This is a genomic window from Buttiauxella sp. A111 (genome assembly GCF_014189855.1).
Classification (GTDB): domain Bacteria; phylum Pseudomonadota; class Gammaproteobacteria; order Enterobacterales; family Enterobacteriaceae; genus Buttiauxella; species Buttiauxella selenatireducens.
In genome coordinates this window covers 174,910-188,383 of the sequence record NZ_BJFN01000001.1, presented here as the reverse complement: position 1 = coordinate 188,383, position 13,474 = coordinate 174,910, and the positions used below count along the sequence as shown (strand labels likewise).

General features: G+C 50.3%; 11 protein-coding genes and 1 pseudogene. 8 read left to right on the top strand and 4 right to left on the bottom strand.

All coding sequences use genetic code 11. The features are described 5' to 3' along the window. Nucleotides 1-57: 57 nt before the first annotated feature. Nucleotides 58-165, bottom strand: a pseudogene (locus BSPA111_RS22550) (hypothetical protein); the annotation flags it as partial. 503 nt (nucleotides 166-668) lie between these two features. Here BSPA111_RS22550 and BSPA111_RS00810 point away from each other — a divergent pair. From BSPA111_RS00810 to BSPA111_RS00795, 4 genes are all read left to right on the top strand, one after another. Beyond that, nucleotides 669-2,186 carry a DUF1254 domain-containing protein gene (locus BSPA111_RS00810; protein ID WP_183269328.1) on the top strand — a complete coding sequence of 506 codons (1,518 nt, stop codon included), beginning with the start codon at nucleotides 669-671 and terminating at the stop codon, nucleotides 2,184-2,186. A gap of 26 nt (nucleotides 2,187-2,212) precedes the next feature. After that, nucleotides 2,213-3,505, top strand: a complete 1,293-nt coding sequence (locus tag BSPA111_RS00805) for a DUF1254 domain-containing protein (RefSeq protein WP_183269327.1) — start codon at nucleotides 2,213-2,215, stop codon at nucleotides 3,503-3,505. Nucleotides 3,506-3,705: 200 nt separating this feature from the next. Further along, nucleotides 3,706-3,981 carry a metal/formaldehyde-sensitive transcriptional repressor gene (locus BSPA111_RS00800; RefSeq protein WP_183269326.1) on the top strand — a complete coding sequence of 92 codons (276 nt, stop codon included), beginning with the start codon at nucleotides 3,706-3,708 and terminating at the stop codon, nucleotides 3,979-3,981. A gap of 48 nt (nucleotides 3,982-4,029) precedes the next feature. Then, nucleotides 4,030-5,148 (top strand): S-(hydroxymethyl)glutathione dehydrogenase/class III alcohol dehydrogenase, encoded by a 1,119-nt coding sequence (locus BSPA111_RS00795; protein WP_183269325.1) that lies wholly within the window; start codon nucleotides 4,030-4,032, stop codon nucleotides 5,146-5,148. 65 nt (nucleotides 5,149-5,213) lie between these two features. On the opposite strand, the gene BSPA111_RS00790 is transcribed toward BSPA111_RS00795, so the two are convergent. Next, nucleotides 5,214-5,564, bottom strand: coding sequence for a helix-turn-helix domain-containing protein (locus BSPA111_RS00790; protein WP_183269324.1), 351 nt, complete (start codon nucleotides 5,562-5,564; stop codon nucleotides 5,214-5,216). A gap of 123 nt (nucleotides 5,565-5,687) precedes the next feature. Here BSPA111_RS00790 and BSPA111_RS00785 point away from each other — a divergent pair, with 123 nt between their 5' ends. Then, nucleotides 5,688-6,431 (top strand): SDR family oxidoreductase, encoded by a 744-nt coding sequence (locus BSPA111_RS00785; protein ID WP_183269323.1) that lies wholly within the window; start codon nucleotides 5,688-5,690, stop codon nucleotides 6,429-6,431. A 61-nt stretch (nucleotides 6,432-6,492) separates the two neighbouring features. Here BSPA111_RS00785 and BSPA111_RS00780 read toward each other — a convergent pair whose 3' ends face one another. Both BSPA111_RS00780 and BSPA111_RS00775 read right to left on the bottom strand, forming a co-directional pair. Beyond that, a complete protein-coding gene (locus BSPA111_RS00780; RefSeq protein ID WP_183269322.1) occupies nucleotides 6,493-6,738 on the bottom strand; it encodes a DUF2554 family protein in 246 nt (81 codons plus the stop codon). A 209-nt stretch (nucleotides 6,739-6,947) separates the two neighbouring features. Then, a complete protein-coding gene (locus BSPA111_RS00775) occupies nucleotides 6,948-7,277 on the bottom strand; it encodes an SMR family transporter (RefSeq protein WP_183269321.1) in 330 nt (109 codons plus the stop codon). A gap of 328 nt (nucleotides 7,278-7,605) precedes the next feature. Between BSPA111_RS00775 and nrfB the strand changes: the two genes are divergently transcribed. The 3 genes from nrfB to BSPA111_RS00760 are packed head-to-tail and all read left to right on the top strand — an operon-like array spanning nucleotide 7,606 to nucleotide 13,474. Next, on the top strand, nucleotides 7,606-9,831 hold the full coding sequence (nrfB, locus tag BSPA111_RS00770; RefSeq protein ID WP_183269320.1) for a cyclic di-3',5'-guanylate-activated glycosyltransferase NrfB: 2,226 nt from the start codon (nucleotides 7,606-7,608) through the stop codon (nucleotides 9,829-9,831). Then, nucleotides 9,828-12,608: a tetratricopeptide repeat protein gene (locus BSPA111_RS00765; protein ID WP_183269319.1), complete on the top strand. Its 2,781-nt coding sequence runs from the start codon at nucleotides 9,828-9,830 to the stop codon at nucleotides 12,606-12,608. Before nrfB ends, BSPA111_RS00765 begins: the two co-directional genes overlap by 4 nt. Continuing rightward, nucleotides 12,608-13,474 carry a DUF4434 domain-containing protein gene (locus BSPA111_RS00760; protein ID WP_183269318.1) on the top strand — a complete coding sequence of 289 codons (867 nt, stop codon included), beginning with the start codon at nucleotides 12,608-12,610 and terminating at the stop codon, nucleotides 13,472-13,474. The genes BSPA111_RS00765 and BSPA111_RS00760 overlap by 1 nt, the downstream gene beginning before the upstream one ends.

Sequence of the window (13,474 nt, the reverse complement as noted above, 5' to 3'; positions counted from 1 at the left end):
AGGTTCTGAAGATAAAAACGCCCCGATTATAAATAATCACGGGCGTCGATTTAGCCGTTAAATTTTATTCAAAACTATCAGGCCCTTATCATCGAATGGGATCTGCGTGTCGGGGTCTTTATCCATCCGGTTTTTGCTCTGCTGATCGCCATGTTTGATGCTTACAATGCCGGGAGTTTGGTCGCATCCTGCCAGGGAAGGTCATCGCGAAATATTTTATACGCTTCGCTCGAAGGACGCTGAGAAAGCGGCAGAATTACTCGCAGCTCATCTCAGTGAAAGCCGCCTTCGCCTACTAGAATCCATCATTTCAAGCAGACATAGCCTGAGGGCAAAAGGTATTCTTATATCCTGACCATGAGGCAAATTTCACACCTCATGACAAAGTTCCGCTCCTCGCTCTAAGCGGACCTCCAGCCCGGTTAGCTTGTACGCTGCGTGCCAAAAGCGGACCAGGTAACACAATATGCCGCCCCCCCTGCATCTACTTTGCGATGCAGACCCTCAGGTCATTCTTTCCTACAAGCTTGATATCTTCTGCCTGGTTACTCTTATGGAATAGATCATAACAGGTAGCCGTCCAGGGAGACGTTTTCGCCACATAATTTCAGGTTGTCCTATAGTCATAAAGATATGTTCTGAAACAATCAATTATGCGGAGATTTGCTATGCCAATTTCGCGCCGAGACTTTTATAAACTGGCACTAGGTTCAGCTGTCGGTCTTGCCGTACTGAAGAACAGTTCAACAGCCCTTGCACAAGGCATTTCCCTGAAAAAACCGCTTCCTTATGGCGCTGGACAGCCAGGCGAAACTGTCGGAGGCCTGCCCCCGCAGGGAGCCGTCAGTTCGGTAGAGGATTTTGAATACCAGATAAAATATCAGCGTGCTTTTGAAGCCGTACTCTGGAACATGCCAGCAGTGGCTATCTACAGCTTTCGCCGCGCAGCGTTTGAAAACTTAGGGCTGAAAGATAACGATATTATTGCCTACTCAAAACCGGCAACGCCACATCTGGAAGCCATTACGGCAAACAGTACCACACCTTACATCACTGCATTTACTGACCTGCAACAAGGCCCTGTCGTGCTGGAGCTCCCGCCAGCAGGCGCAGATGGCAGTTTGTATGGCCAGATTGTTGATGCATGGCAGTTTACCATTGCTGATGTGGGGCCCGCAGGACTTGATGGCGGCAAAGGGGGGAAATTCCTGCTGACCCCACCGGGTTACAACGATGCGATTCCGGAAGGTTATTTACATGTTCCATCACCAAACTTCCGCGTAGCGTTTGCTTTCCGTTCGGTCCAGGCTCCCGGGAAAACGACTGAAGACGCATATCATTACTCTAAGCGTATGCGGATGTATTACCTCGCCGAAGCCGCAAATCCACCACAACAAAAATTTGTCGACCCTGGTAACAAACGCTATCCAACACTGCCGTACTATGACGAGCGCCATTTTGATGATCTTCATGCGGTTGCCAGTGTTGAACCCGTGCGCGAGCAGGACAAAGTCATGCTTGGGATGCTTTCATCGCTGGGTATAGGCCACGGTCTTAACTTTTCTCCTGATGAGAAAACCAAAAAAGCAATGCGCCAGGCGGCTATCGATGCCTGGTTCTATATGCAGTATTGGTACGATAATTTCCCGAAAGAGAAACTCTACTGGCCAGACCGTCACTACGCCTCTCTGCTACAGGCGGATGACAACAAGACATTCACCTTTATTTATGAAGATCGTATCGACCTGATCAATCGTGCAGCCGAGTATTTCTGGTGTACCTATATGCCGAAAATACTGAGTGATAGCCCGGCAACTCAGTATCTGATGTGTATGGCCGATAAAGACGGCAACCTGCTGGAAGCGGGTCAGACCTACAAACTCACCGTACCCGCCAAAATGCCGGTAAAACAGTTCTGGGCATTGACCGTTTACAACCGCGATACCATGTCCTTTATCTACAGTGAAAGTGAGCGCACGACACTCTCTTCTTACGATCTCGGGAAGATGAAGGAAAACACCGATGGTAGCGTCACGCTATATGTAGGGCCGAAGGCACCTGAAGGTCTGGAAAATAACTGGATACCAACCAGTGGTAAACGTCCATTACCAGCAATGCGTTTCTATGGTCCGACCGATGAACTGAATCTAAAAACATTCAAACTAGCTGATTTCGAACGCGTATAAACAAATCATCATTACCGGAGCATGTTATGAAGAAGTTAATCCTTGCCGCCGCTTTGTTCGGCGTTACGCTGCCTGCTCTGGCGCAGATCAGCGATAAAATGGCTGAAGATGCTTATATCTATGGTTTTTCTATGGATGAGGCCTACAAATTCTTTTATAACACCGCGGTGAAAACTGACACACCGCTGAACCGTTTCCAGAATATTCGTCACCTCGCGGATGACACTTACACCGACCATCCGACCATTAATAATGACACCTTACACCTTCAGGGTTGGCTGGACGTAAGCGCTGAGCCGGTCATTGTCAGCGTACCGGATATGGACAAAGGTCGTTATTGGATCCTCCATACGATGGATATGGGACATTACACGACGTCGATGATCGGCTCCCGTACGCGTGGCACCAAAGGTGGGCACTTTATGTTTGCTTCCCGAACCTGGAAAGGGGAAGTGCCGCCCAGCGTGACCGAGGTTATCCGAGTGGATTCAGATATTCTGAAGCTGATGGGGCGCATCATGGCCACCGACCTGGAGGACACTAAAGACGCGTTGAGCTACATGGACGACTGGAATATCCGTACGTTGTCCGCGTACCTTGGCGAGTCCGGTCCAAAAGCGACAGTGCACAACTGGCCGGATCCTGCAAAAACCACCTGGTTGCAGCGTGTGAACTTTGTTCTGTGCGAAGGAGATATGAGGACTGCGGACAAAAAATGGATAGATCAGTACAAGGCTGCAGGTATTGAGCCCTGTAAAACGGATTTCACCCCAGAGCAGGTCACTGCTGCGAAGAAAGGTGAAGAACTGGGTATGGCTCATCTGAAACAGTTACTGCCGACAATGACATCTTCCAAGGGCCTGCTGGGGACGCGTGAAGAACTGCAAAACCAGAAACGAGATCTGTTTGCTGAAGGCACCCTGATTGGACAATGGGGGCTGCCACCTGAAGAGTCTGTTTACCTGCAGATCAATAAAGGCTCTGACGGCCAGCCGATCAATGGTTCGGAGGGTAAAAAATACCGCCTGCACTTCAAAGCGCCAAATGTGAGTCAGTTCTGGTCCTTTACCGTCTATGGAACCGACAACATGTTGATGGCGCACAATGACATTAATCGTCACAGCCGTGGTGACCGTTCACTTAAGCCAGATGCTGATGGTTTATACACCATTGACCTCAGTGCCAAAGGTGATGCTAATAATCCTAACTGGCTGCCAATTCCTGAAAAAGACGCATATATCATTATGCGTCTGTATGGCCCAGATCAGGCTGCGATAGACGGTAAATATCCGACACCCACGCTGGAAGTGGTGAAATAAGAGGATAACCAGTTTCATCTTACTATTTAGTAAAACCCCCCGATACCTTCAGTATCCGGGGGTTTTTAGTATCTGAGTTCATTACGAACTATCAAGATACAGACACTGAAAAGCATCGGGATTAATAATCAAAAATATAATGTTATTAATAATCTGAAAATTAAAATACAATACCCCCCTATAGTATAAAGAGGCCCGCTATGCCACATTCACCTGAAGACAAAAAACGGATTCTGACTCGCGTGCGGCGAATACGCGGGCAAACGGAAGCGATAGAGCGCGCGCTGGAAAATGGGGATCCTTGTATCGCTATTTTGCAGCAAATCGCAGCCGTGCGTGGCGCGGCCAATGGCCTGATGGGCGAAATGTTGGAAATCCATCTGAAAGACGAACTGGTCACGGGGGAGACATCCGAGGAGCAGCGTACTGTGCGCATGGCAGAAGTCAGCCAATTACTCCGCTCTTATCTAAAATAACCTACATCTAAAATAAAATTCACACTCACCTGACGACGGAAGAAGAATATGAAATCACGTGCTGCTGTTGCATTCGGTCCGGGAAAGCCTCTGGAAATCGTTGAAATTGATGTCGCACCGCCACAAAAAGGCGAAGTGCTGGTCAAGATTACTCATACCGGTGTGTGCCACACCGATGCGTTCACTTTATCGGGCGATGATCCGGAAGGTGTTTTCCCGGCCGTTCTGGGGCATGAAGGCGGCGGAATTGTAGTGGAAGTGGGTGAGGGTGTGACCAGCCTGAAACCTGGCGATCACGTTATTCCTTTGTACACCGCTGAATGTCGCGAGTGTAAATTCTGTAAATCGGGTAAGACCAACCTCTGTCAGGCGGTACGCGCCACCCAGGGCAAAGGCTTGATGCCAGATGGCACCACGCGTTTCTCTTACAATGGCGAACCGATTTACCACTACATGGGTACCAGTACTTTCAGCGAATACACCGTGGTTGCAGAGATTTCACTGGCGAAAGTGAACGAACAAGCCCCATTAGACAAAGTTTGTCTGTTGGGATGCGGTGTCACCACCGGGATTGGTGCGGTTCACAACACGGCGAAAGTGAAAGCGGGTGATACCGTTGCCGTATTTGGCCTGGGTGGCATTGGGCTGGCGGTGATTCAGGGGGCGGTACAGGCAAAAGCTGGGCGTATTCTGGCAATCGACACCAACCCAGAAAAATTCAAACTGGCCACTGAAATGGGAGCTACAGACTGTATCAACCCTAAAGATCACGAAAAGCCGATTCAGGACGTGATCGTTGAGATGACTGATGGCGGTGTGGACTTCAGCTTTGAATGTATCGGTAACGTCAATGTGATGCGTTCGGCCCTGGAATGCTGCCATAAAGGCTGGGGTGAGAGTGTCATTATCGGTGTTGCAGGCGCAGGCCAGGAAATCAAAACGCGTCCTTTCCAACTCGTCACCGGTCGAGTATGGCGTGGTTCAGCATTTGGTGGTGTAAAAGGGCGTACCCAATTACCGGGCATGGTTGAGGACGCGATGGCTGGCAAAATCAATCTCGATCCTTTTATCACTCACCGGATGCCGCTTGAACAAATTAACGAAGCGTTCGATTTAATGCACGAAGGGAAATCGATTCGTACCGTTATCCATTTTGGCGATAAATAACCGCTAAACTGACCCTCGCTGATTGCTTTGCTGAGTGAATTGGCGAGGTTTTTATGTCCCCAAAATCACGCTTCAAGATGCTCGCCATTTTCCCGCATCCATTGCGCAAGTGAGTCCAGTGTCGGGCGCAGTGACTTTCCTAACTCGGTTATCTGATATTCAACTCTCGGCGGGACCTCCGCAAACACTTCTCTTGTCACCAACATCCTCGATTCAAATTGCCTTAATTGCCGTGTTAGCTCTTTTTGAGTGATGGGATGCACCGCGCGCTGCAAGTCACTAAAGCGCACCGGCTGGTTGATAATGATGAGTCGATAAAGAATGGGGATGGCCCATTTCCCGGAAATGAGATTCACAAAACTGACCATCGGGCAGCTTTCGCTGGCGACGGGTATTGTCGAAAAATTTTTTCTCATGCTTCCCCCTTGTGGATGGTCAATGCTTCCCATTACGTTCCTTAGTATCCAATTGGTGCCTACTATCCAAAGGATACTATAGCGGAAATAATGCCCGTACCCGTCATTTAAAAGGCAAAGACAATGGGCAGACTTGAAGGCAAATACGCATTAATTACAGGTGGTACCAGCGGAATCGGTTTTGAAACGGCACGGCAGTTCATCGCCGAGGGGGCAATCGTCGCGATAACCGGGCGTAATCAGGCTGCATTACTTGCCGCGAAAGAAGTACTGGGCAATGTGCAAATTATTAATAGCGATGCAGGTGATATCCACCAACAGCGAGCACTGAGCGAGCAACTGGCGCAGTTATGGCCACGGCTGGATGTGTTGAATGTGAACGCTGGTGATGTCACGCATCATTCGCTGGAAGAATGGGATGAAAGCAGTTACGACAGGCTGATGAATACTAATCTCAAAGGCCCTTTCTTCTTGATCCAGGCTTTACTTCCGATGCTGTCTAACCCGTCTTCGGTGATTGTCTGTGGTTCGGTCAGTGCGCATATCGGCTTACCACAAAGTAGTGTGTATGCCGCCAGTAAAGCAGCAATCTTGTCTCTGGCTCGCACACTTTCAGGTGAGTTAAAGGCAAAAGGTATTCGGGTTAATGGATTAAGTCCTGGCCCCACTGAAACCCCAGCACTCAGCAAATTGGGCAATGGGGCGTCTGACCAACCATTGCGCGACGAAATCCGTGCCCTGGTGCCAGTAGGTCGCCTGGGCAGTACGCTTGAGCTGGCCAAAGCTGCCGTGTTTCTCGCGTCTGATGAGTCTGCTTTTATGGTGGGCAGTGAGCTGCTAATGGATGGAGGTGTGAAAAATATTTAACCGAACTCAGTTCGATTTAAGGGATGACATCATCGCGTAAATCGGACTGAGTTAAGAATCGCTACAGTTGATAAGTGCCCGGACGGCGTTCATTGACGTGGAAATGTTGCTCACGAAAATCGGCGGCAGAATCTTCGGCGGCCTGACGTATTTCATCGCTATCGGCCTGATGGCGTAGCAACATGTCAGCACTTTTGACGACCAAATACAGGTGACCGTGAGTTTGGGCGGTCGTTTGGCCAGAGAACAGCGCCGCACCGACCAGTAACAAAATCATCCCCAGTTTTGACCGTAATTGTTTAACCATAATCATCAACCTCGTTAACGTGACGGGCACACTGTATAGATAATTTCGATCAGTTACTATTCAACTTTTAGAAAAAAAGCAAAATTATTGTCAGCAATGTAAAAGAGTTGTTTGTTAACTTTTGGTTTACGATTTGTTGATTAAAGGCATGCCATGCTGCAAGCCTTTTGCCAGTGAAAAGGGCGCAGCATGGGCATTAAAAGAGAGGATTAGTGGGCGACTGATTTTGAAAACAGGTTAATGACTAACACGCCCAAGATGATCAGTGCCATACCCGCAATCGCAGGCCAGTCGAGTTTTTGCCCCAGGAATATCCAGCCCACTGCACCAATCAACACGATCCCGGCACCTGACCAAATCGCATAAATAATCCCGGTAGGGATAGTGCGCATGGTGATGGATAAACAATAAAACGCCACCCCATAAAACAGAATGGTGATAACACTCGGCCATAAACGGCTAAAACCTTCCGATAGTTTAAGTGAGGTGGTTGCAATCACCTCGGCAATAATGGCCACAATCAGCCAGAGATAAGTCATGTCCGTTTCTCCCACAGATATTCAGCTCGACAATGTAAAGTTCAAAGCCATTTCAGGCAAGAAATTGGCATCCTCAATATTAAAAATTCTCATTTTCATTAACTTGTTTAATCTGCTGTAACAATTAGAAAAGTCAGTGAAAAATTCTAGTCAACTCCCTCATGATATAATTTTAATGATTTAAAGAGTTGCCTTTAATAGATTAATGCACTTTCCGTGTTTACCTGATTGTTTTATGATACCGGTAACATGCGGAACCTTATTGCTTACCCGTCAGGCCTCGTATGGAAGAGTTCAGTGGGTTTTACATGGCCTTTGGGGATTTAGAATGGACTGGTTTGTTGATTACTTTTCAACGTATCTGTACGGATTGAAAGTCATCGCTATTACTCTGGCGATACTGATGCTAATAAGCGGAATTGATGACTTATTTATTGATATCGTCTACTGGCTTCGCCGTGCATGGCGCTCAGTAACGGTCTACCGTAACAACGATTATCTGGACTACAAAGCCCTGTATGAGCCGCAAGAAAAAGCGCTGGCTATTATGGTACCCGCATGGAATGAAACGGGCGTTATCGGTAACATGGCGCGACTTGCCGCCAGTTCTCTTGATTACGAGAATTATCATATTTTCGTCGGCACCTATCCGAACGATCCGGATACACAACGCGATGTCGACGACGTTTGCGCACGCTTTCCGAATGTCCATAAAGTCGTGTGCGCCCGACCTGGCCCCACCAGCAAAGCGGATTGCCTGAATAACATTCTCGACGCTATTTTGCAGTTTGAACGCAGCGCCCGTTTTAATTTCTCCGGCTTTATTCTGCACGACGCGGAAGATGTGATTTCTCCACTCGAATTACGCCTGTTTAATTATCTGGTCGACCGAAAGGATCTCATTCAGATCCCGGTATATCCGTTTGAACGTAAATGGACTCACTTCACCAGCCTCAGCTACCTGGATGAGTTTTCCGAACTGCACGGTAAGGATGTTCCGGTACGCGAAGCGTTAGCGGGGCAGGTTCCGAGTGCAGGTGTGGGCACCTGTTTTAGCCGTCGCGCGGTGTTAGCGCTGTTGGCCGACGGTGACGGCATTGCGTTTGATGTGCAGAGTTTGACGGAAGACTACGACATCGGTTTCCGTTTACGCCAAAAGGGCATGGAAGAAATTTTCTGCCGCTTCCCGGTGATGGACAAAAACGACACTACCCGAAAGCCGTTTGGTCAGCGTGCCCGTACCGCCAACGTTATCTGCGTGCGTGAATATTTCCCTGATACCTTTGCGACGGCAGTGCGACAAAAGTCGCGCTGGATAATCGGCATTGTCTTCCAGGGATTTAAAACACACCGCTGGAGCTCAAATCCGGTATTGAACTATTTCTTATGGCGGGACCGTAAAGGGGCAATCGCCAACTTTTTAAGTTTTGCCGCAATGCTGGTGATGCTGCAACTGGTCGCCATCATGATTTATCAGCGCTGCGTTGATGGGGCATGGCAATTCTTGTCTATCTTCGTGGGAGGAACCTGGCTCACCACGCTGCTGTGGATTAACTTCGGTCTGATGACCAATCGCATTATTCAACGCATGATTTTCGTCACCGGCTATTACGGAATGAGGCAAGGTTTGCTGGTGATCCCACGCCTGTTCTGGGGGAATCTGATTAACTTTGTGGCTAACTGGCGCGCCATTAAGCAGGTTATTCAGCACGGCGATCCGCGTCGCGTTGCATGGGATAAAACCACGCACGATTTCCCAACCGTCAGCGAGCAACGCTCCACCCAACCATTGGGTTACATCCTTGTGGATTCCGGTGTGATTACCCGTCAGCAACTTGAAGAAGCTCTGCAAAACCGCATTCCCGGCCTGAAATTGGGCGGCAACCTGGTACAACTGGGCTATATCACGGCGGTTCAGCTTGCGGTCGCGCTGGCAAAACAGGCTGAAGTACCGATGGAATCTATTGACTCCCTCACTCTCGATCCGCAACTGATCAACAGCATCCCGGCAAAAGTGGCACAACACCATGCAGTACTGCCATTGCGTATCGAAGGTGAGAACCTGATTCTGGCCTGTGAAAACACCCTCGATCCGGTTTCTCTCTCGGCGCTGAGTCGCAAAGTTGGCCGTCCGGTCAAATACGTTGTGGTGCCACGCGGTCAGGTTGTGATTGGGCTGCGCTATTGGTACGGCCAGGAAGCGTTACTGAAAGAAAAACAATTACTGGATAGTGCGGTAAGTGAAGATCTTCTCACCGAGTCACAAGCGGCTGAAATCTGGGATAAGTATGTCTCCGGGCAACTGCTGTTTGCGGAAGTGCTGACCACAGAATCCCACCTCAATGAGGCCGTTTTGCGCGCGGTGCTATTGCGCTATGAGCGCAGCGATTTGATGTTTGGCGAATACCTGGTGCAAGAAGGTGTGGTCAGCCAGAACGTGGTGGATCACGCGCTGGAACAGCAGAAGAAACTGCAACCCTCACTCAGCAAGTTGCTGCTGAAAGCAGGTATCAATCAATTGCAACAGGCACGCCTGGCAGGGGAAGCAATATGAACATTCGCCTGAACCCCCTGGCCGTACTGATCTGCGGTGCACTGATTATGACACCCGCATTCGCCACAGAAGAAGGATCACAACAGGATCTGGGCTTAAACGATTACCGCTACTTCAAGGTGTATCCGCATATCGAGCGGGCGCATCAGGCCATGAAAGCCAATGATGAAACGCGGGCCCTGAGCAGCTTTGAACATGCGCATGAAATGGCGCCTGAAAGTGTGCGCCTGACATTGTGGCTGGCAGAAGCTTATCGCTATTTTGGGCACGATAAGAAAGCGCAGGCATTTCTGAAAGATGAACTCAGGAAGAAACCACACAACCCCGATTTACAGCGGGCTCTGGCGGCGATCCCCGTTCCCGAACCGCAGATTAACACCCTCGGAGATCTGCTGGCGTTGCAGAAGCAGTGCGACGCTGAGCCAACCGTAGATTGCCGCAGTAAAGTGGGTAACTATGCTATCAAGTTCAATCAGTTAAGCATCGCCCGTGCTCAACTCTCAGACCCGACATTTCGTCATACCCATGCCGCTCAACAACTCACCAATAACTACATACAGCGTGCGATTTTCAGGCAGCAGTGGACAGCGGCAGACCAGGGTTACGCACTGTTAGACAGTGATGCCACATTGAGTGAGGCTCAATACCAGCAATGGTTTGCCATCTTGTTACATATGCGGCGTGACCAGCGAATTTTGGATTTACAAAGTCAGGGCGTGATGAATAGCCCGGGTATGCAACTTGCCTATGCTCAGTCGCTGGCTGAACGTCACGCGCTCATGCCACTGCGTCATTATCTCACCAGCCGTAAACCGGCGTTTAACCATCCAGCTGAGGAGCGGAACTGGCTGCGTTTACTGGCAACTTACTGCAAGGAACCCGGTAAAACGGTGGCCAACTGGACGGTCAAATATCCAGAAAACCAACAGTATGTGTTATCAACGTTAGTCCCCATCCGTATCCAAAAAGGCGACTGGCAGGGGGCAAACGCACTGCTAAGTAAAATCCCGGACGATCAGGGGCTTGATCAGCGCCTGGCGTTGAGTCTGGCACGCAACGACACGCAAACCAGCCTGCAGGTGATCCGCTATATCAGCCAGACGCGCGATTTATCTTCGCAGGAGCTGGAAAATATCAGCTACCAGTTGGTCGTCATGGATCAGGGAAAAATGGCAGTTGAATTGCTACTGCGCTACTGGCCATTTGCGCGGGCGGGCAGGTTGCAGAATTCGCTATCGACGCGTTTGTACACCCAACTTGCGCTTCATCCTGACGGGTTGTCTGCCGAGAGCCGAATGCGACTGGAAAAACCGTTACCTACGGCCACACAGCGTATGGCTCAGGCGCGTCTGTTCCAGGGGCAAGAAAACTGCGCCATCGTCCGAAATTTGTTGGGCGACATGTCGGCCGAGTATGACGCGCAAAGCTGGTCACATCTGGCGCAATGCTATCCTGACCGGCCAGGTCTTGCCCTGTATGCCGCGCAACAAGCGCTGGCGCGTGACCCATCACCGGTTTATCAACGACAAGTGGCTTACCTGGCGTATGCCGCGGAAGATTATCAGTTAGCACAGACCAGTTGGTCACGCATACCCACCAGCGCCCTGTTGGATAACGATGTGTTGGCCGCAGCACGCGCCGCCAAACTCTCAGGTAACGATAAGGCGTTTGATTATTGGCAGGATGTGGCCTGGCATCGTGGGATGGCGGAGCTTAAATTCGACTCAGCACCGACACAAGATGATGCCGCACGTGGTTTTGTGTTGTTAGCGCAAGGTAAACATTCTGAAGCCCGTGACGCACTGGAAAAAGCCCGTGTTTCATATCCCGACTCGCCGGAAATCCTGCGTCAGCTGGTCTATCTCAACGAGCGACTGGATGATAAACCTAAAACGCGCGAGTACAGCGAACGGGTGGTGGATGACATTGATAATTCCCTCACGCCGCAACAACAGTTGAGCGATAAACAGAAAGAAGACCGCTTTGAGTTCCGCCGCATCCATGAGGACAGCGATCGTCGTTGGACCTTTACTTACGATGGTTCTTTCGGTTTGACGCCGAACTCCATGAATAGCGGTGGCAGCAGTAGCAGCGCCCAGCAGGGAAAAAGTTATCGTAGTTATGAACAATTTGAAGCGGAGTACCGTATCGGTAAAAACCAACTTATCGACGGCGATCAGCTTTCCGTTTACAGCCGAATTTTTGCCGGTAGCGAAAATGACGGCGAGAATAACTTTATGCCGGTCTATGAGCCGATGCTCGGCCTGGGCGTGCGCTGGAAACCGCTGCGTGACCAGGTTATTTATCTGGCGGCTGAACAGCAAATTCCCCTCGGTAATCACGACGGCAAAACGGATGTCATGCTGCGGGCCAGCGCGTCGTTCTTCAATGGCGGCAAATACAGCGATGACTGGCATCCCACCGGAAATGGCTGGATGTCGCAGAATTTGTATCTGGATGCGGCGCATTTCGTGAAAGCGGACTATCAGCTATATACCGCAGATTACCGCATGAGCTGGCACCAGAAAGTGAATGGCCACCAAACGGTCGAGCCATACTGGCATGCACAGTATAACGCCAGCACCGACACACCTTATCGCGATAATACGCTGGGTGGCGTCGGGGTGCGGCTGAATACCTGGTTTGGTGAAACGCACTACACGGCTTTCCCGCACAAGGTCAGCGTGGGTCTGGAATATCAACGCGCATTTTCCGGCCATAACCGCGACACTGATTCCAAAAACAACCTCTTCCTGACCTTAGGAGCTCGCTGGTAATGATGAAAATCCTTTTAACCACGTTGCTTCTGGCAGCCCCGACTGCCAATGCCATGAATGCAGTGATGTATCAACCGCAACTGCGCGATACCACCGTCTCCGACGCGCAGTGGCAACATGTGTTGAGTCAACTCAAAGGGCAGGGAATTGATACGCTGGTATTGCAGTGGAGCCGTTACGACGAGGCTTTCACTGGCGGGGAATGTCGCGCCTGGCTTGAGCATAAAGCGCAACTTGCTCTTTCTGGCGGCCTGAAGCTGGTTATCGGTCTGGCGGCAGATAGCCAGTTTTTTGAGCGGCAAAAACAGCCTGGTCCGGCACTTGAAAACTACCTCAACCACTTGCGCGCTAATGATGTAGCGGTGGCAAAGCGCTGGGTAGACGTGTTGGGTGCGCAGTCGATATCTGGCTGGTATATCAGCAGTGAACTCGATGATCGGCGCTGGCGCGACCCACAAATGCAACGGTTAGCAGAAGACTGGATGAAGAAAACGCGTTTGTCGCTGGCCGCCGTTGCGGATAAACCCGTTGCGGTCAGTAGCTTCTTTGCCGGAAACATGACGCCTGATTCATACCGCAAATGGGTCACGACCTTGAGCCATAGCGGCGTAAAAGTCTGGGTGCAAGATGGTGCGGGAACGCAGATGCTGACGGAGGCTGAGCGGGCGTTGTATCTGCAAGCGCCCAGCGCCGGGAAGGTTATCGAACTGTTCCGTCAGGACAAACAGTCCAGGACGTTTAAAGCGACTCCAGCACCCGCGGCATATCAACAAAAATGGCTGGAAACACCTGTCCCGCAAGGGCAGGACAGAGTCTATTTCTCACTGCGTTATATGAGTGCGGCCAACGGCGTGTTGGCCCACTAA